Source organism: Streptomyces sp. ITFR-21 (assembly GCF_031844685.1).
GTDB lineage: Bacteria > Actinomycetota > Actinomycetes > Streptomycetales > Streptomycetaceae > Actinacidiphila.
In genome coordinates, this window is the sequence record NZ_CP134605.1 from 3699595 (window position 1) to 3719983 (window position 20389).

Genomic DNA, 20389 nt, shown 5'->3' on the forward strand with positions numbered 1-20389 from the left:
CTCAGATGTCCTCCAGCAGGATCGGCGTGACGGCGTTGGCGCCCGGGTCGAGCTGCCAGCCGTAGGCGCGGGCGGTGATGTCGACGCCGGACGGGTGGCCCAGGCTCGCCCCGGGCTCGACGTGCAGGCCGATGGAGTCGCCCAGGGCCCAGTCGCGGCCGAGGCGGGGCGCGGCGGACGCGGCGGCGGTGACCGTCCAGGCCGAGGCGCCGGTGCGCAGGTCGGACAGGGCCTGCACCGCGGAGGCGTTGAGGGCGGCGGGGTCGGTGCCGCCGGCGGCGGGGGTGTAGCGGTAGACCCATCGGGGCCAGCCGGCCGCAATCAGGTCGGTGGCGGTGTAGACCGCGCTGTGCAGCCGGGCCGCGCCCTCCCCGGCTCCCCAGGCCAGCACCTGCGTGGCGCCCTTGCCCGCCTCGTAGGACTGGGCCTGGCTGTAGGAGGTGATGCACCCGGGCAGGTCGAAGACCGCGTCCGGGTCGGGCCGGACTACGCCGATGCGGGGGCGGATCCGCAGAACGAGCTGCACGGCGGACCGGCCGGCGTCCGCCCATTGGGTGTCGATGGTCCACTCGGGCCATCCGTCCTGCTGCTGGATCTCCTGCAGCACGGACAGGATGGTGCGGTCGTCGCCGTCGCCCACCGTGTAGGCGCCGGTGACACCCACGGCGGGTGCGTCCACGATGACCGGCGGTCCGTCCACCAGCAGTGCCTGGCTGACGCCGGTCATGATGGCCGCCTGGTCCGCGGTGGCGGTGTAGTCGCCGGTGTACCGGCGGTCCAGGTACGCCTCGGGGGTCGCCAGGCCGAGCGATGCGGTGATGGCGGTGCCCCGGTCCAGGGTGAGGACGATCCCGGTCCACACCGGCTGCTGGGTGAGGCGGTCGACGGCCACCAGCATGGACCGGCCGGGGGTGGTGGCGTACTCCCAGTCGGCCGGCGCCCCGGCCAGGCCCAGGTCCGCGGTGACGCTCGACGACGAGCCCAGACGCCGCTCCAGCGGCCCCGACGGCACCAGCGACAGCAGCTCTTCGACGACGACGCCCGTCATGAGGTCTGCGGCGTACCAGTCGAGTTCGTAGGCCGGCACTCAGGCGATCCGGTGCGCGCGCAGCCATGACCCGGCGCGCACGGTCGTCGCGGCGGCGTCGGAGACGGACTGCCCCCACTGGTAGGTGAGGCTGCCGGCGGTGGTCGTGGTGATGGTGCCGACCGGGCGGCCCGCCACGTTGGTCGTGCTGGGCAGGGTGGATGTCACGGTCCAGCCGCCGGAGCCGACGGCCGCCCGGATCCCCCCGGTGTCGGAGGTGCCGCCCGACAGCGCCCACGGCGACCACAGCATCGTCGCACCGGACGGCGCCGCCCACTGGGCCTTGAACTCGGCGTTGTCCGGGGTGCTGTAGATGATGAAGGCGTCGACGGCGTAGGCCGCGTTGGCTGCCAGGGGCACGGTGAGCTGGCTGTCCGTCTGGAAAGCGGTGCTGGCGCTGACCTGCTGGTCGGCGGTCTTGCGGGCGGTCAGGAACTGGCTGTACGGCACCCAGCCCGTCCCGGTGTACCGCTCCAGGGCGCCCGTGGCCGGGTTGTCCCGGTACTGGCCGGCGTAGTACCCGGACACGGCCCCGCCGGGGGCGATGCCGCCCGGCGCGACCGCGTAGGGGCGCAGATCCTGCACCGTCGGCGTGGTGCTCCCCGCCGGGACCGTGATGGCCGCCAGGGTGATGTAGACCTGCGTGCCGGACGGTGTCGGCGCCGTCCCGGACCCCGGCGTCCCCGCCAGGTACACCACATCGCCCTGGGTCAGGCCGGAGGCGTCCACCGCGCCGTCCCACACCCTCAGGTACACCAGGTCTATCCGGGTCAGGCTGGCGTGCGCGGTGGAGACGGTGCCGGTCCAGGTGGTCGGGCTGAAGGTCCGGTACACCCCCTGTCCGGGGTAAGCGATGGCGGCGACTCCGGCGGCCACGCTGATGGACATGCCGGCCAGGGAGGCCAGCAGGCCCGGATCTCCCGGGCGCACGCCTCCCAGGCTGCCCGCGGCACTGCCGTTGGTCATGAGCGACATGGCCTCGACCCGGCGCATCTCGGCGCCCGAGTATGTCAGGCCGTCGATCCAGACCGGGTCGTCGGTGAAGGGCACGTCCGCCTCCTATTTCCAGGCCGCCCGCCAGGTGGCGGTCAGCTGAGCGGTAGAGCTGTAGACGGGAGCGGAGAAGAGGATCTGCACCGACGACGCCGGGATCGAGGGCCACGGGCCGGACAGATACCGGCGCCGGGACGCGCCCCCGAGCACCGCGGTGTGCGCCGCACAGTCCAGGACCAGGACGTCACCGGCGCCGAGCGTCTGCGAGTACGCCAGGGTCGTTACGGTGCCGTCCGGGTACCGCACGCTGACACTGGGCTGCTGCACCGGCCCGGCGATCGACAGCGCCGGCAGGCTCGCGATGCTGCCCTCATTCGTTGCCGAGATGAAGCCCGTGACCGTGGTGGCGCTCAGCGTCCACGGGGTCGCGGCCGGCAGGACCAGGCCGCCGGTGGTGGACGGCAGCCCAGTGCTGGCTGTCCGCAGGTCGGTGCCGTACCGGCGCGGGTCCGGCGCCGTCACCAGCAGACTCCAGGTGACGACCGTGTCCGTCTCGTACTTGATCACCGGTTTCCCGGACTGCCGCACCATCGCCTGCTTGGGCACCGTCTCGTAGACGGTCAGCGTCGCGTACCCGGACTCCATGGGCACGGCGGCGAGCAGCTGCTCGACCGCCCCGTCCAGCAGCTGGGGCGACGGCGCGGCGATGGTGCCGCCCAGGGTGATGACCCGCTCCCCGAGATAGGTCGGTCCCATCCACGCACCGTGCGCCGCCTCCCGCTGTGTCACGCTCGACCGCACCTCGGCGCTGTCCCAGCCCTGGAGCCCGTCCGCCCCGATCCGCCAGGCCACTCCCTGGCCGTCGACCTGGCCGAGCTGCAGCGGTCCGAGGTCGACCCGCCGGCCGCCGAGCCCCATCCCGGGCATCATCCGGCCACCACCTTCTTCCGGTTCGGGCTGTCAGGCCAGGACGGTCATGTGCCGCAGCAGGTCCGCGCGCTGCTCACCCAAGCTCTGCTGGGCGCCGCTGAGGTGCACGTGCTGCGACCGGTCGACGTGCGTCGGCCCGGCCGGGGCGGTCGCGGGCCCGGCCCACCGGCCGGCGGGCACCAGCTGGTAGCCCTGCGCCGCCGCCGCGGCCGACAGCAGCCCGGCCGACCGGGCGGACCCGTTCTGCGGGATCCACCACTCCGGACTCCCGGCCTCTGCTGCCAGGACGGTCGTCGGCCGGGTCAGCAGCCCGCCACGCGCCATCGCCGTCGCACCGGACTGCCCGGCCAGCTCGGTCAGCAGTTCCGTCCGGTACGCCGCCGGCAGCGCCCGGATCTGGCCCATGATCCGGGGCGCCAGCGCCCGCACCGTGGCCGCGTCCAGGCCCGCGCCGGCCAGCGCCGCGAAGCCGGCGCCGGGCCGGCTCCGGAGGGTGGCCAGGAGGACCAGGGCATTGGCGAGGTCGTCACCCGTGAGCACGGCGTTGCTCTTGGCGACCGCGCTGCTGGCCGCCGCCGCGCCCTTCGCGGAACCGGCCGCCTGGTGGGCGAGGGCCTGCGCCGCGCTGTCGCCCTGCGCGGCCAGGGCCTGCGCGAGGTCGCCGTACCCCTCGCCCGCGAGCTTCTGCAGGTCTGCCGCGAACTGCGCGTTGACCTTGGTCGACGCGTTGACCTGGTTGTTGAAATCCGCGAGCGTCGCCTTGGCGATTCCGGCCGTCGCCAAGAGCTTCTTGGTGATGTCTGCGAACTGCCTGTCCGACGCCTTGGCGAGAGACTTGACCAAGGCGTAGCCGTCCTCCCCCAGGCCCTCCAGCACGCTCTCGATCTCGCTGCCGCCACGGCGGGCGATCTTGGCCAGGTTGGTGCGCCAGGCGTTGGTCGATGCGACCGAGATCGACAGCTGCTTCTGGTAGGCGGCGAGGTTGAAGGCGGGGTTGCGGGAGCCGCGGGCGACCCCGAGGGCGGCGTCTGCCGCGTAGACGTCGCCCTTCGCCGAGGACACCGCCTTGTTGGCGGCCGCCGACGCCTTCCGCGCGTCGGAGAGTTTCTTCTCCGCCGCCGCGAGCTGGGCCTCGGTGTGGTGCCCGCCGCGGACCCGGCGCAGGTTCGCCTCGGCGTCGTGCAACTGGGTGGTCTTCTTCGCCGCGTCCGCGAGGGTCTTGGTCAGCGCCGCCCACGCGGCCTTCAGCTTGTCGTTGGCGGCGTTGTAGCGGTCCATGGGGTTGCCCGTGCCGCCCAGGGTGGGTGACGCGGTGGGGGTGTAGGAGACTCCGCCGTTGGCGTACCAGGCGATGCCCTTGCCGCCGAGCAGCCGCACGGTCTCCTCGGCGATGGCACGCGACCGCCCCCGCTTGGACGGCGCCAGCGGGATGTAGCTCTCCCCGCCGGTCTCCGGCTCCGCCCACAGCCGCATCGCCCCGGCCGGGGCGATCTGCGCAACGTGCCGCTCCACCCCGCCGGACGCGAAGGCCCGGAAGATGTTGCCGTCGGCACTCGCCGCGTTCGGCCCCCTGCCACCCTTGCCGCTGTTGATGGTGCGGTTCTCGGTGGTCAGGACGATCGTCTTGTCCTGCAAGGTGGCCAGGTACGCCTGGATGCGGGCGACCGCGGCCTTCGGCCCGTCGGTGGGCACCGTGACCGAGATCTTCTTGCCAGGCAGAGCGGCAACCTTGAAGCCCAGATCCCTCAGGGCCTTGATCGCCTCGGCGGTCGGCGCCTTGACCGTTACGGTGTGGCCGGCAGGGATGCCGGCCAGCTGCTTCTTCACCGCCTCCAGGCCAGTCACCGCCGGGTCCGTCTTCGCGGCAACCGTGGTGGTGACGCCGGTCGGCACCTTGGCGTAGGCCGCAATGAGCTTGTTGACGACGTCGCGGGAGTAACCGTCCGCGATCATCTTCTTCCGGAGCTGGGCCACGTTCGCGGCCAGCGCCCTCGTCCCGGCCTCTTGGGAGCCGGTCTGCTGGGCGATGGCCTGCGCGTTCTTCTCGGCCGCCTGGGCGGCGTCCAGGAAAGCCTGGGCGTTCTTGCGGCCCTTGTCCGTGTGCTGGTCCAGGCTGTGCCCGTTGTCCTTCACGGACGCCTTGAGGTCGGCCAGACTGCTCTGGAAGTCGATCGAGCTGCTGGCCACGTCGATGTTGATGCCGTTGAGGGCGTCCAGGGCGTCGGTGAGCTTCTCCGCCTCGGTGCGGGTGTCCTGCAGGTCGTCGGCGGTGACCGTGGTCTGGTCGCCCAGCGCTTTCTGGCCGGCCGTTGTGAGCTTGCCCTGCGTTTCCAGTCCGGCCAGTGCGTCCACGTACTGGGGCATCAGCTTCTTGACGTCCGCGACGCTCTTGCCGTGTGCGGCCTCAGCGTCGGTCAGTTGCTTGAACGCGGCAGCGGCGATCTTGGCGTTGCCGGAGGCGACGAGGGCGGCGAGCGACTCGTCGAAGCCCTTGATGTTGTCCTTCGCCTTGTCGAGTTCGCTCGTCCCGAACTGGCCGAATCCGGTGCTGAGCTTGTCGAAGAACTGGATGGCCTTGTTGTTCGCGCCGGACGACGACAGCGTGGAGATGGCGTCGGTCAGGCCGCCGAGGTCTTCGCCGTACTTCTTGGCCAGCGCCCCGGAGACCTTGCCCTTCTGTCCGAGGTCGACCACGGAGGCCGTCAGTTCGTTGGCGCTGGGCCCGGAGCCGTCCATGATCGACTGGAGCTGTCGGGTTGCGGCGCCGAGCGCCACCAGCACGCCGATGACGGCAGAGACCTTGCCCACCGTCAGGAGGGCGGACCGGGTGCCGGCCGCGGTGACGCCCAGGCTGGACAAGGCGGTGCGGGTGGCGGCGATGCGGGGCAGCAGCAGGAGCAGGCCGGCCGCGGCGAGGCCGGCACCGCCGCCGATGCCCGCGAAGAGCGTTACCCCTTTCTGCAGGCCCGGGGGCAGGTCGGCGTAGGCGTTGACCAGCGCGGTGGTCCACTTGACCATGTCGCGCAGCGCGCCGGTCGCCGCGGAGCCGCCCTGGATGAGCGCCACCTCGATGGCTCCGCGCAGCCGCTCCATGTCACCGGAGAGGTTGTCGGTCTGGATCGCGGCCATCCGCGCGGCGGCACCCGAGTCGTTGACCTCGGCCACGTACTTGTTGACGCCTTGGGCGCCCAGCCCGTAGACCACGGTCGCAGCGCGCACCGCGTCCGAGCCGAAGATAACGCCCATCGCAGCGTTGCGGGCCTCCGGCGTGAGGTTCCCGAAGCTCTTCTGCAGCCTGGCCGCCAGCTCGGACAGGCCGACGAACTTGCCGCTGCTGTCGTAGGCGCTGAAGCCCAACTTGTCCATCATGTCCCGGGCTTCCTGGGACTGCGGGGTGAGGTGCTGCAGCATCGTCTTCAGCGACGTGCCGGCGTCACTGCCGATCAGGGCGTGGTCGGCGAACGCGGACAGCACGCCGACGGTGTCCTCCAGGGACAAGCCCGTCTGCTCCGCCAACAGGCCGCCCATCCGCAGGGACTCGCCCAGGCCGTGGACGTCCGCCGCGCTCTTGTTGGCGCCGGCGGACAGGACGTCGGCGATGTGGCCGACGTCCTTGCCCTGCAGGTTGAAGGTGTTCATGGCCTGCGCGCTGATGGTCGCGGCCTCGGCCAGGTCGAGCTGACCGGACGCGGCCAGCGCCAAGGAGCCCTTGAGGGCGCCGCCGGTGATGTTCGCCACCGACACCCCGGCCCGAGCCAGTTCCGCCTCGGCGTCGGCGGCCTCCGACGCGCTGTAGGCGGTGCTCTTGCCCGCGTCCAGTGCCGCGCTGCGGAGCTGTTCCATCTCCTTGCGGGACGCGCCGCTCACCGCGCGGACGTTGGACAAGGATTTGTCGACCTTCGCCGCGGCGCTGACGGCCAGGGCGAAGCCGGTGACCAGGGCCGCGGATGCGGCGGCGCCCGCGCCGGCCAGGGCGTTCGTGGATGATGCGGCCGAGCGGATACCGCGGGTGTAGCCGGAGATGTCCGCCCGCAGACGGACGGTCACAGTGCGGTCAGCCACCGTCAGACCCCCTTGCGGCGCTTGATGTGGACGTGCAGGCCGGCGGGGTTCCCGCCGCCGTCCTGGAATGCCTTGACCCGGGTCGCCGACGCCTTGCAGGCGTGGCAGCGGATCACCTCGGCGTCGAACTCGAACTCGTTCTCTGGGGCGGTCGCGTCGCCCCACTCGGTGCCGCAGTCCGGGCACCGGTCGGCCTCGACCTGGGCGAGCGCCAGGGCCCACGCCCGGTCGTCGGGCAGCCACAGCGGCTCGCCGGGCTGCACGACGCGCCCCATGAACACGGAGCGGGGCACGCCGTGCGCCCGTGCGGCTTCTACTTCTCGCCGCCAAGGCCCGCCAGGAGTGCGGAGGCGGCCAACGAGAAAGGGACAGCCTCGGGCGCGTCGTTGTGGGCGTCCCACGCCGCGTCGAACAGCTTCTTGATCTGGCCTTCGTTGACGACCTCGAACAGCTCCCTGGCCTGGTCCTCGGTCATCACCGGGTCGATGCAGGACGCGGCGATCAGCGCCGGCGGGAACGAGGCCGGGTCGAACGCCTCCTTGTGGTCGGCCGGCGGATGCGCGGCCAGCAGGTCCTGGTACGCGCGGTCGCCGATGTACCGGAACCGGAACTCGACCTCGGCCGCCCGCATCCGCTCCCTGGCGTCCGCGAGCTTGGCTGCGACCTCCCGGCCCGGGTGGACGGCGGTGAGGTCGCCCGGCTCCCAGTCCTCGGAGACCCGGGCCAGCTCGGCGGTGAGCGCGTCGACCTCGGCCGCGACGTCGCCGGCCGTGCAGATCCGGGTGACGGTCTCCCGGGGCCGGGCGGCGGCGAGGATGTCGGCGATGTCGGGCATCAGGCGGCCACCAGCGCGTTGGTCGCCGGCGCCGCGTACACCTTGATCGGCGACACGAACTTCATCACCTCGTTGGCGGCCGGCGACACGTTGGCGCGCTCACCGCAGACCACCGGGTAGACCTCGACCTGCTGGCCGGCGGCCCACGCGGTGGCGTAGTCCACGGCCCGGCGCACGATGACGTAGCAGTGCACGCCGTAGACCAGGTTCTGGTAGGGCCAGTCCTCCTGGGTGGTGGTGCCGCGCTTGAACGTCAACTCGGTGTCGTAGCCGACCCGGCCGACCTCCTTGGTGTCGAACGTCGATGCCAGGCTGGAGGTGTCGACGTCGGCGGTGGTCGGGTCGAGCTTCAGGCCGTCCGGGGTCAGGCGGGGGGTGATGTCCTGGGCGGCCGTGCACTCGGCGACGGTCGGCGCGTTGATGTTGGCGAGGGACAGGGCGATGGCGACCCTGGTCTTTCCGTCGCTGATCACGTCGGTCATGAGCCCTCCTCAGGGCATGAAAAAAGCCCCAGAAGGGGCGGAGACGGGGCGGGGCGGGGGCGGGGTGCGGTCAGATGCGCAGGGCCGCGACGGTGACGTTCGTGGTGGACGAGTAGGTGACGGTGGCCAGGCCGTCGGCGGGGCCGGCGAACAGCTCCCGCGGGATGGGGCCGATCATCACGTCGCCGGTGGTGGCGGGCACGGTCACGACCAGGTCCGCGACGAGCTGCCCGCGGATCTGACCGGTGGCGGTGAGGGTGACGGTCATCGAGCTGCCCGCGGTGTTCTTCACGTGCAGGAACGTCCGCTCGTCGCAGGCGATCTTCGTGCCCGCCGCGGCGGCCGAGTACGTCGGCGCGGTCCCGCCGAGCTTGATGGTCTGCACTGCCAGGGTGGCCATGAGGGGTTCTCCTTCAGGACGGGATGGATTGCAGCCGGTACTGCACCGGCGCGTAGAACAGGGGCGGGGTCACGTCGTCGTCGCGGGCCAGCGGCGGCCCCCCGAGCTCTTCCGGCCGCCACGCCACCCGGCCCTGGACCACCAGCGGGCCCGCGAGTGCGGCCCGGATCTTGTCCGCGACCCACAGGGCCTGCTCCGCGGTGGTGGCCACGCTGGTGATGGTGACCACCCCCGACCAGTGGGTGCGGGCGTCGGCCAGGGACTCGCGGACCGCCTGGCCGGGCTCGGGGTAGAGCACCGCGTACCGGTCGGCCGGCCTCGGCGGGGCCCCGCCGAGATACACGGTCAACCCGCCCGCGGCCAGCGCGGCCTGGACGGCGTCCACGTGCGGCAGCACCTGCGGTGCGGTCACAGCCACGCCAGGCCCCGGCCGACGATCAGGGCCATCTGCGCCTCGAAGCGGGGCGTTTCCGCGTCCAGGGCGCGCCCGCCGTCGCGGTGCGGCGGGTTGCGGGCCGACCCGTACTCCAGCAGGTTGCCCAACGCGCCCTGCGGGCCGGCCTTGTCCGGGCCGATGTCGGCGATCGTCACCGGCCCGGCCCGGTGCACGTCGAAACCGATCGCGTTGGGGTACTGCGGGGCGTGCTTGGGCGCAGACGCGCGGGCGTTGGCCTTCCAGTCGTTCTTGATGTTGACCGCGCCGCGCCGCACCGCCGCGATAGCGTCCCGCTCGGCCTGCGGCAGGAGCCGGATCAGGTGCGCCTCCAGCCGCCGCAGCTCGACGTCGTCCACAGGGTTCGCGCTCACGAACGGTCCTCCGTTTCGATACGCCACGCGGTGGCGGTGGCGGAGAACTGGACGCCGGTCACCCACAGCGTCAGGCCCGTCAGGCGGGCGTCCGGCGACGCGGCCACCTCGACCAGGTCGCCGGGCAGGATCCGCTGCCCTTCCGGCATCGGAGATCCCCACGGCAGCGCCACCTCGTACCGGTTGAAGACGACCTCCCGCTCCCCGGCCTCCTCCTCCATCGCCGTGGACAGCGAGGAGGGCTTCACCCGGCCCCGGCCGGGGCCGTAGAACAGCGTCTGCGGGCCGGGAACGGTGGTGCCGGTCGCCCGGTCGAAGACGCCCTCGCCCTGCCGGTACACCCGCACCGTGTCCACCATCAGATCCTCGTGCGCGGCCCGGCCCCGGGCCAGGAGCACGTCCAGGCCCCTCACGAGACACCCCACTGCGGTCCGGCGAACGCCTGGCGGATGGTGTCCGTCTCGCCCTGCAGGAGCGTGGCGCGGGCGTCAGCGAGGGTCTCGGCGTAGTCGTCGATCGAGCGCTGCCGGATCATGTCGGGGTTGATCAGGCAGCGCTTGACCGCGTCGCACGCCACCGACACCGCGACCTGGTACGCGATGTCGTCCTCGTCCAGACCGTGCGAGTACGTGACCGTCACCGGCCCCTGCCACACCCACCCGTCGAGGCGGGCCAGGGCCTGGCCGCCGTCCCAGGCCCACTGCGCGGCGGTCAGGCCGGCGACCTGGCTCACGTCCCTCACGGGTCGCTGCGGCAGCACCAGCCGCGCTGTGCACGAGCCCCGCAGGATGACCGCGTCGTGGTCCACGCGGGTGATCTGCTGGTAGCCGGCTGCCGCCCGGATCAGGTGGGACGCGTCGGCCAGCAGCCGGGTCGCCTGGGTGCGCTCCATCTCCGACAGTTCCCAGGACACCCGGCCGTTGAGGTCGTCGGCCGTCGCGAACGGCGGCAGCGCCATGTCAGTTCCCGTACTTGGTGATCAGCTCGGCCTTGGTCATCTTCTCGATGGCCGCGGTCTCGTCGCTGTCCTGGGCGCGGGTGGAGGCGTAGGCGCGCCAGTCGGCGACGGGCGCGGCCTGCGCCGGCCGGGGCGTCCCGCTGTCGGTGTCCGGCCCGGCATCCGGCTCGGCGGGCGGGGCGGTGGGCTGAAGGCCGCCGCCGGGCAGGCCCGGGGCGTACACCTCCGGTCCGTGCGGGTTCGCCTGCCCGGCGTTGACCGGCGGCCGGAAGTCCTGCGGCCGGGGGTCGACGGCTGCGTCCCGGGTGGGCGAGCCGACCACGGTGGTGGTCACCTCGCGCGGGTCGGCAACGGCCAGGGCCGGGCCGGCCGCGAGCGGGTTGGACCGCTCGCCGTCGACCAGGTAGCCGGCGCCGTGGCAGTAGCTGATCACCGCCGGGTCGTCGGTCTCGGCGACGCCGTCCACGAAGTGGATCCCGCCGGGGCCGTCGCCGGTGTAGCCGGCGACAGGGGTCTCGATGCGTGCCATGTCGGCGTTCCTCTCAGGCGGACTTGATGTTGCGCAGGACGGCGGCGGCCTTGGTCGCCTTCAGGACGACCGCGGCCGGGCCCAGCTCGACCTCGCCGGTCTTGACGGCGCCCGAGGTGGTGAAATCGGGCAGCCAGTTCTTGACCAGCGGGCGCCCGGCCATGGACACGCCGTGGAAGCCGTCCAGGCCGAAGCGGACCGCGAACAGGTCCCCGAGGTTGGTGATGGTGCCGCCCGCGCCGCCGGCGTCGGTGTCGCGGCTGACCAGGCCGATGACGTCGGTGTTCGCGCCGGCCTTCGCGCCGAGGTCGACCAGCGGGATGCCGTTGTAGCGCTCGACGGGGCGGCCGAAGGCGTCCTGGGTCTTGTCGTACTGGTCGGCCCAGATGGCGAGGGTCTTGAACGCGGCCAGGGTCTTCTTCGGGCCCATGATCGCGCCCGGGGTCTCGTCCATCGCGGACAGCCAGGCGTCCACGTGCCGGAGCTGGACCAGCGCACCTGCCTTGTCGGCGACCGCGGTCCAGTCGAGGTATCCGGTGCTCACGCCGTTGTTGAGCGGCAGGTACTCCGTCGAGCTGCCGGTGAGGATCTTGGACAGGCCGTCGAAGCCGGCGGCGTCCACGGCGGTGTCGCCGTTGATCACCGCGTCGGCGAACTTCGCGCGGGTCGCCTTGATCTTCTGCTGCATCTGCAGCGTGGTCTCCGCGGCGGCCGCGATCCCGTCCAGGACACGGTCGATCTGGAAGCTGCCGCCGAGCGGCTTGAGGTCGACGGTGTAGCGGGCCTTGGTGACCTCGGCCGGGGTGTACTCGGAGTTGATCGCGCGAAACGCCGCGTCGGCCTGGGTGATCAGGCGGGTGTAGCCGTAGGTCAGGGTCGCACCGGACCCGGCCTGGTTCACGACGTCATCGAACGTCATGTTGTCCAGCAGGAAGCTGGACTTCTGGAACTCGTCGATGACGAACGTGTCGATGTCGTCGGTCGCGTTGAGCTTCGCCTGAGCGAGCGTCACGGGCATGGTCTACTCCTGGTCGGTCGGTCAGCCGGACTTGCCGGCGAGCTTGGCTTCGATGGCCTCGCCGAGACTCCCGGCGGCCTTCTTGGCGGGCTTGCGGGCGCCGCTGTCGGCGCCGCCCTGGAATCGCCGGCCGGTGTCCGTCGCGGACTTCGCAGCCAGGTACGGCTCGTTTTCGAGCAGTTCGTCGATCAGCTCGGTGATCGCCTCACGGTCGGGCCGGCCCTTGTCGTTCTTCGGGATGTCGGACAGGTCCAGCAGCCGCGAGGCGAGCTGCGGATTGGCCAGGCGCCCGGCCGCAACCGCGATCGCCGCGGCATCCACCCGGTCGGCCCAGACCTCAGCCTGGGCCTCCTCGCGGGCCAGGCGCCGGATCTCCGCCGGGTCGTCGTCCCCCTCGCCGGTGCCCTGCCTGCCGTCCTGCTTGGCGGCCGGCTTGCCCGTCCCGGACTTCAGCGTGCGGTTCTCCGCCTTCAGGCTGCGGTTCTCCTTGCGCAGCGCCCGCAGCGCCTTGCGGCCCTTCTCCCCGAGCTGGTCGTCGTCCTGGTCGTCGCCGTCGCGGTCGTCGTCCTGGTCGTCGTCCGTGCCGCCGTCGTCGCCGGCGTCGTCTGCGCCGTCGTCCGTACCGCCGTCGGCCCCGTCCCCGCCGTCCGCGTAGAACACGCCGAAGGCGGCCCGACCGTAGGGGTGGGACCAGCCGGCGCCGTCGGCACCGAACAGGACACGGCGGGGCAGGGTGGTGTCGAGCATCGCGCTCTCCTGGGTGTCGTGGGCGGCGTCGCGCCGCACCGGGTCAGATGAGGTAGCCGTACTGCCGCAGCAGCGCGATAGCGTCCTCGCGGGTCGCCGCGGTCTGGTAGATCGCCTCCGGCGTCAGCCGGGCCCCGGCCAGCCGGAACGCGGGCAGGCCCTGCTGGGCCTCGATGCGGTCACGGGCGTACCGGATGCCGGTCTGCTGCGAGATCCGGGCGCGCTCGGCCCGGTAGTAGGCGCCCCGGCGGGTGGTGCCCTCGCGGGTGGCCTGCACCCGGCGGCCGTAGGCGTCCGTGGTCGTGTACAGCGCGCCGCGGCGGCGGATGTTCACCACCGCGTTGATGTCGGCGCCGTCGCGGATCGCGCGGGCCCCGGCCCGGCCGAACGTCGCCTCCTGCTGCGCCCGGGTCAGGCTGTGGAAGTAGGCATCCGGGTCGGTGTGCGGCCGCGAACGCCCCGCGATCGTCGGCTCGTTCGTGCAGTGGCAGTGCGGATGACGCCGGAAGGCGACCTCCGTGTGGAACGTCATCCCGGCCAGGATCACGCACCTGTTGCACGCGCCCGGGGCGATGACCCGCACGTAGCCGGTGCACGTCCGGTTGCTGGTGATGCCCGCCCCGGCCGCCGACCGGCCGGCGTCCGCGGTCTCCGACCCGACGATCCGCAGAAGTTGCACCCGGCCCGCGTCGAGCGCCTGCCGTGGCCCCGCACCGGCTGCCAAGTTGGTCAGCGTCGTGATCCTGGGCTGGTCGAGCAGCGACGCCAGCGAACGCCCGTCGGCCGCCCGGCCGGCGAACGCCGCAGGATTCAGGTCCCCGGCCGGATCGGACTCGCCACCCAGCTCGGTCACCACGTCGTCCACGTAGCTCTGCGCGCCCGCGGCGGCGGCCTGCTGCGCCGCGATGAGCAGCGCGGCCATGTGGTTGGCGATGGTCCGCCACGACGCGGTGATCCGCGTCGGGCTGACCTCCCGCCACAGCCGGTCGGCGGCCCGCATCGTGCGCAGCGCCAGAAGCTGCTGCTGCGCCCGCCGCCGCTCGGCGGCCCGCGTCGGCCCGGCCATCACGCGGCCTCGGGCACCGGCGCCGCATCCGCCGGCGGCACGTCGCCAGTGGTGTCCCCCTCGGGGACGCCGAACGCCAGCGCCCTGGCGGCCCGCGCGGAGTCCTGCTCCAGCATCACTTCCATGCGGTCGATCTGCGTGGGGGTGTAGCCGGCGTCCTCCATGAGCTGCCGCCACGGCACACCCAGCGTCTTCTTCTTCGCCAGGGCGTCCATGAGCTGGGCTTCGGAGCGGTAGGCGACGTTCGCCCAGATCGTCTCCGCGAGCGGGTTGTTACCGCGCTTGGTGTCGCCCTTGACCAGGAACGCCAGCCGCATGACCTCTTCCCAGTCCTCGCCGAGGAAGGTGGTCTTGTCCCCGCACTTGGCGACCAGGCCGGTCTCGGCCGCGGTCATCGTGTCCGCGGCGATGTTCTGGACCTTGCCCATGAAGTACGTCGCGGGCGTCCGGGACATCGCCGCGATGTGGCCGGTCAGCAGCTCGATGCCGGCCACGAAGTTGGACAGGTCGGCCGCGGCGAAGTTCCCGAACTTCGCGGCCGGGTTGGACGCGCGCAGCATCTTGTTGACGGCCAGGCGCCACAGCTCCGGATCATCAATCTCTTGCCCGGTGATCGGATCCTTCGGCAGGTCGATACCCGTACCCCAGCGGGCCGGGAACGCGCCCGCCTCGGCGGCCACCATCAGGTCCGCGACCAGCTTGTTCACCGCGTTCTGCAGCGGCATGACGCCCTTGTGCTCGGGCGTCGGATCGCTCACCAGCCGGGGGCGGTTGCGCAGCTCCACCATGGACACGCGGCCGAGCGGATTGGGGATGCGCTGCTGGTTCGGAGCGTCCCCGCGGGGCTGCCAGCCGGCCGTCAGCGATGCCGGAAGGGCCAGGCTGGAGCTGAGTGAGAAGCGGCGCCACTTCCAGATTTCGTCCGGCAGGTAGAGCGTCGCGTAGGTGAAGCCGTCCTCGCCGTCCCAGCGCTTGAGCGCGGCCTTGCGCCGGCGGCGCGACCCCGGCTCGTAGGCCACGATGCACTGCGTCGCGTCCTCGACCGTGATCTCCGGCTCCGACTGCTCGGCGTCCGGATCTTCCACCCACACCAGCACGAAGGCCCGGCTCTTCACCATGGCCTCGGTGTGGGCGACCTTCGCCCAGGCGTCCATCGAGCTGGCCTGCCAGATCCGCTGGGCGTCCTTGTCGGCCTCAGCCGGCTCCTTGTCGTCGCCGGTGCCGAACCGAAAGCCCACGGGGGTCAGCCGCTCCGCGGGGGCGTCGCAGACCACCTCGCACCAGTTGTCGGCGAAGGTCCCGAACAGCCCCCCGAAGGCGGCCTTGAAGCGGGGCGAGGCGAACCCGAGGTTGTGCTTGCCGCCGTAGTAGTCGTCCCACACGGCAATGTTCTTCTGCCGTTCGTCCAGCTTCTGTTCGAGCACACGGGTGATACGGAGGGCCTCCTGCGCGGGCACCGGCACCGGTGAACCTCCTATCCGTAAGCGGAGAACGAATTCGAGGTGGCCGCGGCCTCGCGCTTGAGCCAGTCCGCGCGGGCCTCGACCGCCAGCGCGGCCGTGACCGCGCTGTCGATCTTCCGGTCGTGGGACGGCTTGCCGATCGCGGTCCCGGACGGGCGCCGGACCGGCATCGCGTTGCCGACGTGGCCGGCCTGCGTCTCGTTGCCGTCGTGCGTCAGCTCGCCCGAGGTCACCGCGGTCTTGAGGCGATCCAGGGCCGGGCACATGCGGGTCGCCACCCGGGTCTCGAAGATGAGGAAGATGTCTTCGCCGAACTCCTCGGCCCACGCGTCACATTCGTCCCGCCAGTCCGGCGGGTCGCCGTAGGCGGCCACGACCCGGTAGGTCTGCCGCAGGTACGTCATCGCCGTCCGGACCTCGGCGCGCGGCACCCGCCAGGAGTCCGGGTCGCCTTGGTCCCACTTGGTCCAGATCATCTGCCGGCCGTCGGCGAACCGCGGGGTGAAAACGTACCCGTCCGACACGCGGCACGCGGTGATGGCGGTGCAGTCGTCATGGTCGGAGCCGTCGAAGCCGAGCGTGATCTCCGTGCCGGGCGCGACCTCCTGCGGCAGCGCGCACCGCTCCCACAGATGCCGGGACAGCCACGTGTCCGACATGCTGACCGGCAGGTTGAGGAAGTACCGGCGGAACTTCGCCCGATCCTGGGACGGCTTGTGCGCCAGGACCACCATGCGGTCCAGGTCCATCCACGACGCCGCCGGGCCATACGCCTGGATCAGCCCCAGCTTCAGCTGTACCGGGTCGTCGTAGACGGCATCCTCGATCAGGCTCGCCGGAGCCTGCCGGTGATCGAAGTGCAGCCGCGGCGCCTTGTGCGCCTTCGCGTCCCGGTGGGTGCGCTCGGCGATGCTGTCCTCGCCGATCGCGTACATGGTCGTGGTCTGGAGGCCCCACGGCTCCGCGGTATACCGCTTCATCGTGTTGCGCTGCACCGTCTCGTACATGTCGCGCAGTTCGGGCAGCACATACAGGTGCGTCTCGTCCGCGACGAAGAACGACTCCTTACCGCCGTCCTTCGCCGCGCTCGATGCGGTCGAGGGCCGGATCTCGCCGCCGCCCGGCAGGAAGACCCGGGTCGAAGTCTGCCAGTCGTTGCCGACGTCCACGCCGGGGTAATCCTCGGCCAGCGCCTCGGAGTGCTCCAGCATGTAGGTGACGTTGGCGTAGGTGTTGCCGGTCTGCGTCTCCTCGGTGGCCAGGCACCGGATGAACGCATAGGTGACCGGGCGGCCGACTGGCTCGCCCTTCTGGTACTCGTACCCCCAGTCGGAGATCTCCCCGGCCTCGGCCCAGTGGTCGAAGCGGACCGGCGCCAGGGCCTCGGCCACGACCAGCATCCCGGCGTACTCGCTCTTAGCGCGGCCCTTCGCCCGGGACAGCACGGCCTCGTCCACCCGCCGCCGGCCCCGGCCGTCGATCGCGTAGCAGCAGACGATGAAGCGCAGGATCTCCTCGTCGAGCTCGATCTCCTGACCCTGGACGTCGCCGGGGCCGTGGATCAGGTAGGTCTCGATCCAGTCCGCGAGGGCGTAGCCGAGGCTCCGGCGCACCCCCGGGGTCCTCATCCCTCGTCGCCGACCGCCCGAAGCCGGGCGCGGGTGTCACCAGTACGCCGCGGCGCTCTGGCGGCCCGCCGGCCGGCCGCGCCTTCGTCCCCGACCTCCCAGCGCAGCCTGGCCATGCTCATGGGGTTCAGACCGAGCCGGTCGGCAAGCATCCGCGCCTCCTTCGACGCGTCCAGATCCCCGAGCTCCGCCTTGATCTTCCACCGCACGTACTGCGCAACCTCGCGCACCGACCGCTGACGCTCCCACATCACCGCCTGCGGCAGCGCCCACAGGTCCGCCCACAGGCCGCCCTCCGCCGCCGCAGCCGCCTCCAACTGCCTGCCTAGGATGTTCGCCTCGGTCCGCGCCGCGTCCAGCTTCTTCTGCGCCGCAGTCCGCTTCCGCCCCGTCAGCTCCGGCTCCAGCAAGGCCAGCTCCAGCTCGTCCGCCAGCCGCCGCGCGGCATCGCGCCGCTCGACCATCGCCACATCGTCCAGCAGTGGCCACACCGGCGCCTCACCCTCGCGCCCGGCCGCCGGAAGCGGCGTCACCTGCTGCGCGTTCCGCCTGCGGGTCTGCGGATTCGGAACCGGTCCCGTGCCTGCCATGCCGATCACCCCTCCGGTGCCATCGCGGCACGTCAGCGCCCCGCCATCGCGGCCGGGCGCAGTTCACAGAGCGTCACTCGACGCATGATCCGAGGACCCCCAGACCCGTACACGCAGCGAGCCACCTCCCCGGCGGTCCGCCGTCTCTTGGCCTTGGGGGTCACCCCCCAGGGGCCTGGTCACCCTCCGTGTCGGCGCCCGGCTCGGTGCCGCAGCAGGCCGGGCAGCGAGCGCTCAGGGTGCAGGTGCAGACACGCTGGCCGATGCCCTCGGGCAGGGGCTGGGTCAGGGTGCGGCTGCGGGGAATCTTGAGCACCTCGTTGCGGTCGGGGTCGATGATCTTGGCACCGTGGGCGCCGACCTGGTGCTCGGTGTAGACGATCATCTGGCGGTCACCGACCTGCTCGATGGTCAGGCCGCACTGGTCGATGAGTCGGGGTTCGAGCCCGTTCGCTTTGGCCCAGGCGATCAGTGCGGGCCGGTGCTCGATGACGTCCTGCTCGGTGACGACGTGGATGACGGTCACTCGCCTGCTCGCAGGTCGGCGGTGGCGACAGCGGCGAGGTCGATGTCGTCGCTGAAGAGCATGATGCGGGCCAGGCCGAGTTGCTGGCGGAGTCCGGTCAGCAGTGGCGCGACTTCCTCATGGTCGATGCTCGGGGCGTTGCCGATGATGAGGACGTCGCCGGGCTTGACGAGGACGATGCGGGTGTCGCTCATGCGTTCCAGCCTCCGGGTTGGTGTCGTGCTGTCGCGCGGGCGTGGCAGGGCTGGCACAGACCGCGGCCGTACTGCGGGTCGTCGGGGTTCAGGCCGGCGGCGGCCAGTTCGCGGCGGCTGCGGGGGTAGTGGTCGGCATGCTGGCTGGGCGCCTGCTGGCACAGGACGCACACCGGGTCGCGGGCGAGTACGCCGGGCCGGAAGCGCTGCTCGTGTGCGGCGCCGTATCCGCGCTGCCTCGCGCTGCCGCGCTGCCGTTCGGCCTGGGCGCGGTGCTGTGCGCACCGGCCGGAGTCGGTGAGCTGGGGGCAGCCGGGGACGGAGCAGACGGTGCGGGCCCGGCGTCTGGCCACGGTGACCACCTCCGCGTTCTACGGTGTGGACCTACGAGAGGGGGTGCATCACGTGCGATGTGATGCTGCTCCGTGGTTCAGGCGTGGGTGGCGGCCTGTTGCCCGTCCCGGAGGCTGGGCCGCTCGTTTGTGCCCCTGCCGTGGCGCCTCCGTGGGCTGGGACGGGTCCGGGGCATGACGAAGGCCCCGGCGGTGTCCGCGCGGGGCCTGCTGTCCTTTGTCCGGACATACGTCTGCGGAAAGATCGTCACACCGGTTGTGACCTGCTGTCAAGCGGCGGCGCGCTCGGCGAGGAGCGCGAGCACCTGCTCGGTGTCGTAGTACGGCTGGCGCGGGCTTCCGCCGACGGCGGTGAGCCGGCCGCGGCGCCGGAGCTCGCGGATGCCGCCCAGGGTGATGCCGAGGGTGGTGGCGGCCTGGTGGGCGGACATGTAGCCGGGGGGCAGGTCGAGCGGTTCCATGCCCTCATGATGCCGCTGTGCGGCCCGGGGCGTGGGTGCCTCGGGCCGCACAGCGGGGTCAGGGGTGGATGTGCTGGCGGGGTGTGGGGGCGGTCTTGATGATGACCGCGGCCCCTTCTCCGATCTGCTCGGTGGTGTTGTTGGTGTTGTTGTTGGCGTGTTGACCTGCGGAAACAACGTCGACAGGGGGTGTCGGGAGGGGTGGGGGGAGCGGGGGCAGGTCGAGCCGGTGGATGCCGGTGGTGACGGCCGGGTCGGCGCCGGGGACGCGGACGGCCTTGGTGGGGATGCCGGCGGCGCGGCAGAGGGCGAGCACGTCGTACTCCCGGCCGGTCTCTTCGAACAGCTGGTGTCCGATCGCGGTGAGGTGAACGTTGCCGCCTCGGGCGACGTCGTGCACCAGTTCCGCGAACGCGTCCGTGTCGAGCAGTTGGTCGTCGTCCTCCATCTCGGCTTCCTCTGTGTCCTCCTGGTCCTCGTCGTCGGACTCGGTGTCGTCGGGTGCGCCGGCGACCCACACGGACAGGGCAAGCAGGCCGCCCGCGGCGCCCCACGCGATGGGCCCGAGTTCGTAGGCCAAGCCGCCGGTGAACCAGGCGGCCACTCCCCCGCCGGTGGCGCGGCCGAGGGCGGCACGGGTGCGGCCGGCGGTCTCGTGGTCGGCGGCGGTGAGCCATGCGCCGGCGGCGGTGAGGAGCTGGTCGAGGCCGCGCAGGATGCGGTCCGGCTCGGGGGTGCTGGTCTGGGTGGTCATGAGGCCATCTCCTGGGTGAAGACGGCGCCGAGCGCGTTGACCGAGGAGCCGAGGGGCATGGCGGCGGCGCCGGCGACGGTGCCGGACAGGGCCAGGCAGATCCCTGCAGCCAGGCCGAGCAGGAGCTTCCAGGAGCGCAGCTTCTTGGAGAACCTGGCGATGCAGACGAGGGTGACGGTCAGGAGGAGGACGACGACGTGGCCGCCGGGGTCGAGGACCAGCTGGTGGGCGCGGGTGACGTCCATGGTGGTGCCGCCGACTCCCCAGCTCAGGGCCTTGTCGCCGATCTGGTTGCCGCCCCACAGGGTGATGCGGGAGCCCCAGCCGAGGAGGCCGCCGCCGGAGAGGGTGATGAGCATGCCGTAGGCGATGGCGAGGATGACGGGGATCAGGGTGCGGGGCCGGTGCTTTTCGCGGTGCCACCAGTAGGTGCCGTAGATGATGAGCAGGGCGGTGCCGGTGGTGACGCCGCCGAGGGTGACGGCTGAGGTGATGTGCACGGGTGG

25 protein-coding genes are annotated in these 20389 nt (G+C 72.0%); all 25 read right to left on the reverse strand.

Going from position 1 to position 20389, the window contains the following annotated elements:
* Nucleotide 1: 1 nt before the first annotated feature.
* A complete protein-coding gene (locus RLT57_RS16160) occupies nucleotides 2-1087 on the reverse strand; it encodes a hypothetical protein (RefSeq protein ID WP_311298104.1) in 1086 nt (361 codons plus the stop codon).
* The gene (locus tag RLT57_RS16165) at nucleotides 1088-2137 is read right to left on the reverse strand and encodes a hypothetical protein (RefSeq protein WP_311298105.1); all 1050 of its coding nucleotides are present in this window, start codon (nucleotides 2135-2137) and stop codon (nucleotides 1088-1090) included.
* Between the two features lie 9 nt (nucleotides 2138-2146).
* The gene (locus RLT57_RS16170) at nucleotides 2147-3010 is read right to left on the reverse strand and encodes a phage tail domain-containing protein (RefSeq protein WP_311298106.1); all 864 of its coding nucleotides are present in this window, start codon (nucleotides 3008-3010) and stop codon (nucleotides 2147-2149) included.
* 30 nt (nucleotides 3011-3040) lie between these two features.
* A complete protein-coding gene (locus RLT57_RS16175; RefSeq protein WP_311298107.1) occupies nucleotides 3041-7072 on the reverse strand; it encodes a phage tail tape measure protein in 4032 nt (1343 codons plus the stop codon).
* 2 nt (nucleotides 7073-7074) lie between these two features.
* Nucleotides 7075-7365: a hypothetical protein gene (locus tag RLT57_RS16180; protein WP_311298108.1), complete on the reverse strand. Its 291-nt coding sequence runs from the start codon at nucleotides 7363-7365 to the stop codon at nucleotides 7075-7077.
* A 20-nt stretch (nucleotides 7366-7385) separates the two neighbouring features.
* On the reverse strand, nucleotides 7386-7907 hold the full coding sequence (locus tag RLT57_RS16185) for a hypothetical protein (RefSeq protein WP_311298109.1): 522 nt from the start codon (nucleotides 7905-7907) through the stop codon (nucleotides 7386-7388).
* A complete protein-coding gene (locus tag RLT57_RS16190; RefSeq protein WP_311298110.1) occupies nucleotides 7907-8389 on the reverse strand; it encodes a hypothetical protein in 483 nt (160 codons plus the stop codon). Before RLT57_RS16190 ends, RLT57_RS16185 begins: the two co-directional genes overlap by 1 nt.
* Nucleotides 8390-8459: 70 nt before the next feature.
* Complete coding sequence (locus tag RLT57_RS16195; RefSeq protein WP_311298111.1) at nucleotides 8460-8789, reverse strand: hypothetical protein; 330 nt, start codon at nucleotides 8787-8789, stop codon at nucleotides 8460-8462.
* 13 nt (nucleotides 8790-8802) lie between these two features.
* Nucleotides 8803-9201, reverse strand: coding sequence for a hypothetical protein (locus tag RLT57_RS16200; protein WP_311298112.1), 399 nt, complete (start codon nucleotides 9199-9201; stop codon nucleotides 8803-8805).
* A complete protein-coding gene (locus RLT57_RS16205) occupies nucleotides 9198-9596 on the reverse strand; it encodes a hypothetical protein (protein WP_311298113.1) in 399 nt (132 codons plus the stop codon). Before RLT57_RS16205 ends, RLT57_RS16200 begins: the two co-directional genes overlap by 4 nt.
* Nucleotides 9593-10009 carry a DUF6093 family protein gene (locus RLT57_RS16210; protein ID WP_311298114.1) on the reverse strand — a complete coding sequence of 139 codons (417 nt, stop codon included), beginning with the start codon at nucleotides 10007-10009 and terminating at the stop codon, nucleotides 9593-9595. Before RLT57_RS16210 ends, RLT57_RS16205 begins: the two co-directional genes overlap by 4 nt.
* Nucleotides 10006-10554: a hypothetical protein gene (locus RLT57_RS16215; protein ID WP_311298115.1), complete on the reverse strand. Its 549-nt coding sequence runs from the start codon at nucleotides 10552-10554 to the stop codon at nucleotides 10006-10008. The genes RLT57_RS16210 and RLT57_RS16215 overlap by 4 nt, the downstream gene beginning before the upstream one ends.
* A 1-nt stretch (nucleotide 10555) precedes the next feature.
* A complete protein-coding gene (locus RLT57_RS16220) occupies nucleotides 10556-11083 on the reverse strand; it encodes a hypothetical protein (protein ID WP_311298116.1) in 528 nt (175 codons plus the stop codon).
* A 13-nt stretch (nucleotides 11084-11096) separates the two neighbouring features.
* Nucleotides 11097-12101, reverse strand: coding sequence for a major capsid protein (locus RLT57_RS16225; RefSeq protein ID WP_311298117.1), 1005 nt, complete (start codon nucleotides 12099-12101; stop codon nucleotides 11097-11099).
* A gap of 21 nt (nucleotides 12102-12122) precedes the next feature.
* Nucleotides 12123-12887 carry a hypothetical protein gene (locus tag RLT57_RS16230; RefSeq protein WP_311298118.1) on the reverse strand — a complete coding sequence of 255 codons (765 nt, stop codon included), beginning with the start codon at nucleotides 12885-12887 and terminating at the stop codon, nucleotides 12123-12125.
* A gap of 4 nt (nucleotides 12888-12891) precedes the next feature.
* The gene (locus tag RLT57_RS16235) at nucleotides 12892-13914 is read right to left on the reverse strand and encodes a hypothetical protein (RefSeq protein ID WP_311298119.1); all 1023 of its coding nucleotides are present in this window, start codon (nucleotides 13912-13914) and stop codon (nucleotides 12892-12894) included.
* Nucleotides 13914-15377, reverse strand: a complete 1464-nt coding sequence (locus tag RLT57_RS16240) for a phage portal protein (protein ID WP_311298120.1) — start codon at nucleotides 15375-15377, stop codon at nucleotides 13914-13916. The genes RLT57_RS16235 and RLT57_RS16240 overlap by 1 nt, the downstream gene beginning before the upstream one ends.
* Before the next feature lie 11 nt (nucleotides 15378-15388).
* Nucleotides 15389-16990 (reverse strand): terminase TerL endonuclease subunit, encoded by a 1602-nt coding sequence (locus RLT57_RS16245; RefSeq protein WP_311298121.1) that lies wholly within the window; start codon nucleotides 16988-16990, stop codon nucleotides 15389-15391.
* 11 nt (nucleotides 16991-17001) lie between these two features.
* Nucleotides 17002-17595: a hypothetical protein gene (locus tag RLT57_RS16250; protein ID WP_311298122.1), complete on the reverse strand. Its 594-nt coding sequence runs from the start codon at nucleotides 17593-17595 to the stop codon at nucleotides 17002-17004.
* 160 nt (nucleotides 17596-17755) lie between these two features.
* Nucleotides 17756-18121 carry a hypothetical protein gene (locus RLT57_RS16255; protein WP_311298123.1) on the reverse strand — a complete coding sequence of 122 codons (366 nt, stop codon included), beginning with the start codon at nucleotides 18119-18121 and terminating at the stop codon, nucleotides 17756-17758.
* The gene (locus RLT57_RS16260) at nucleotides 18118-18315 is read right to left on the reverse strand and encodes a hypothetical protein (RefSeq protein ID WP_311298124.1); all 198 of its coding nucleotides are present in this window, start codon (nucleotides 18313-18315) and stop codon (nucleotides 18118-18120) included. Before RLT57_RS16260 ends, RLT57_RS16255 begins: the two co-directional genes overlap by 4 nt.
* On the reverse strand, nucleotides 18312-18668 hold the full coding sequence (locus tag RLT57_RS16265) for a holin (RefSeq protein ID WP_311298125.1): 357 nt from the start codon (nucleotides 18666-18668) through the stop codon (nucleotides 18312-18314). Before RLT57_RS16265 ends, RLT57_RS16260 begins: the two co-directional genes overlap by 4 nt.
* 269 nt (nucleotides 18669-18937) lie before the next feature.
* On the reverse strand, nucleotides 18938-19129 hold the full coding sequence (locus tag RLT57_RS16270; RefSeq protein ID WP_311298126.1) for a hypothetical protein: 192 nt from the start codon (nucleotides 19127-19129) through the stop codon (nucleotides 18938-18940).
* Nucleotides 19130-19187: 58 nt separating this feature from the next.
* The gene (locus tag RLT57_RS16275) at nucleotides 19188-19883 is read right to left on the reverse strand and encodes a hypothetical protein (protein WP_311298127.1); all 696 of its coding nucleotides are present in this window, start codon (nucleotides 19881-19883) and stop codon (nucleotides 19188-19190) included.
* On the reverse strand, nucleotides 19880-20383 hold the full coding sequence (locus RLT57_RS16280; RefSeq protein ID WP_311298128.1) for a hypothetical protein: 504 nt from the start codon (nucleotides 20381-20383) through the stop codon (nucleotides 19880-19882). The genes RLT57_RS16275 and RLT57_RS16280 overlap by 4 nt, the downstream gene beginning before the upstream one ends.
* Between the last annotated feature and the right edge of the window lie 6 nt (nucleotides 20384-20389).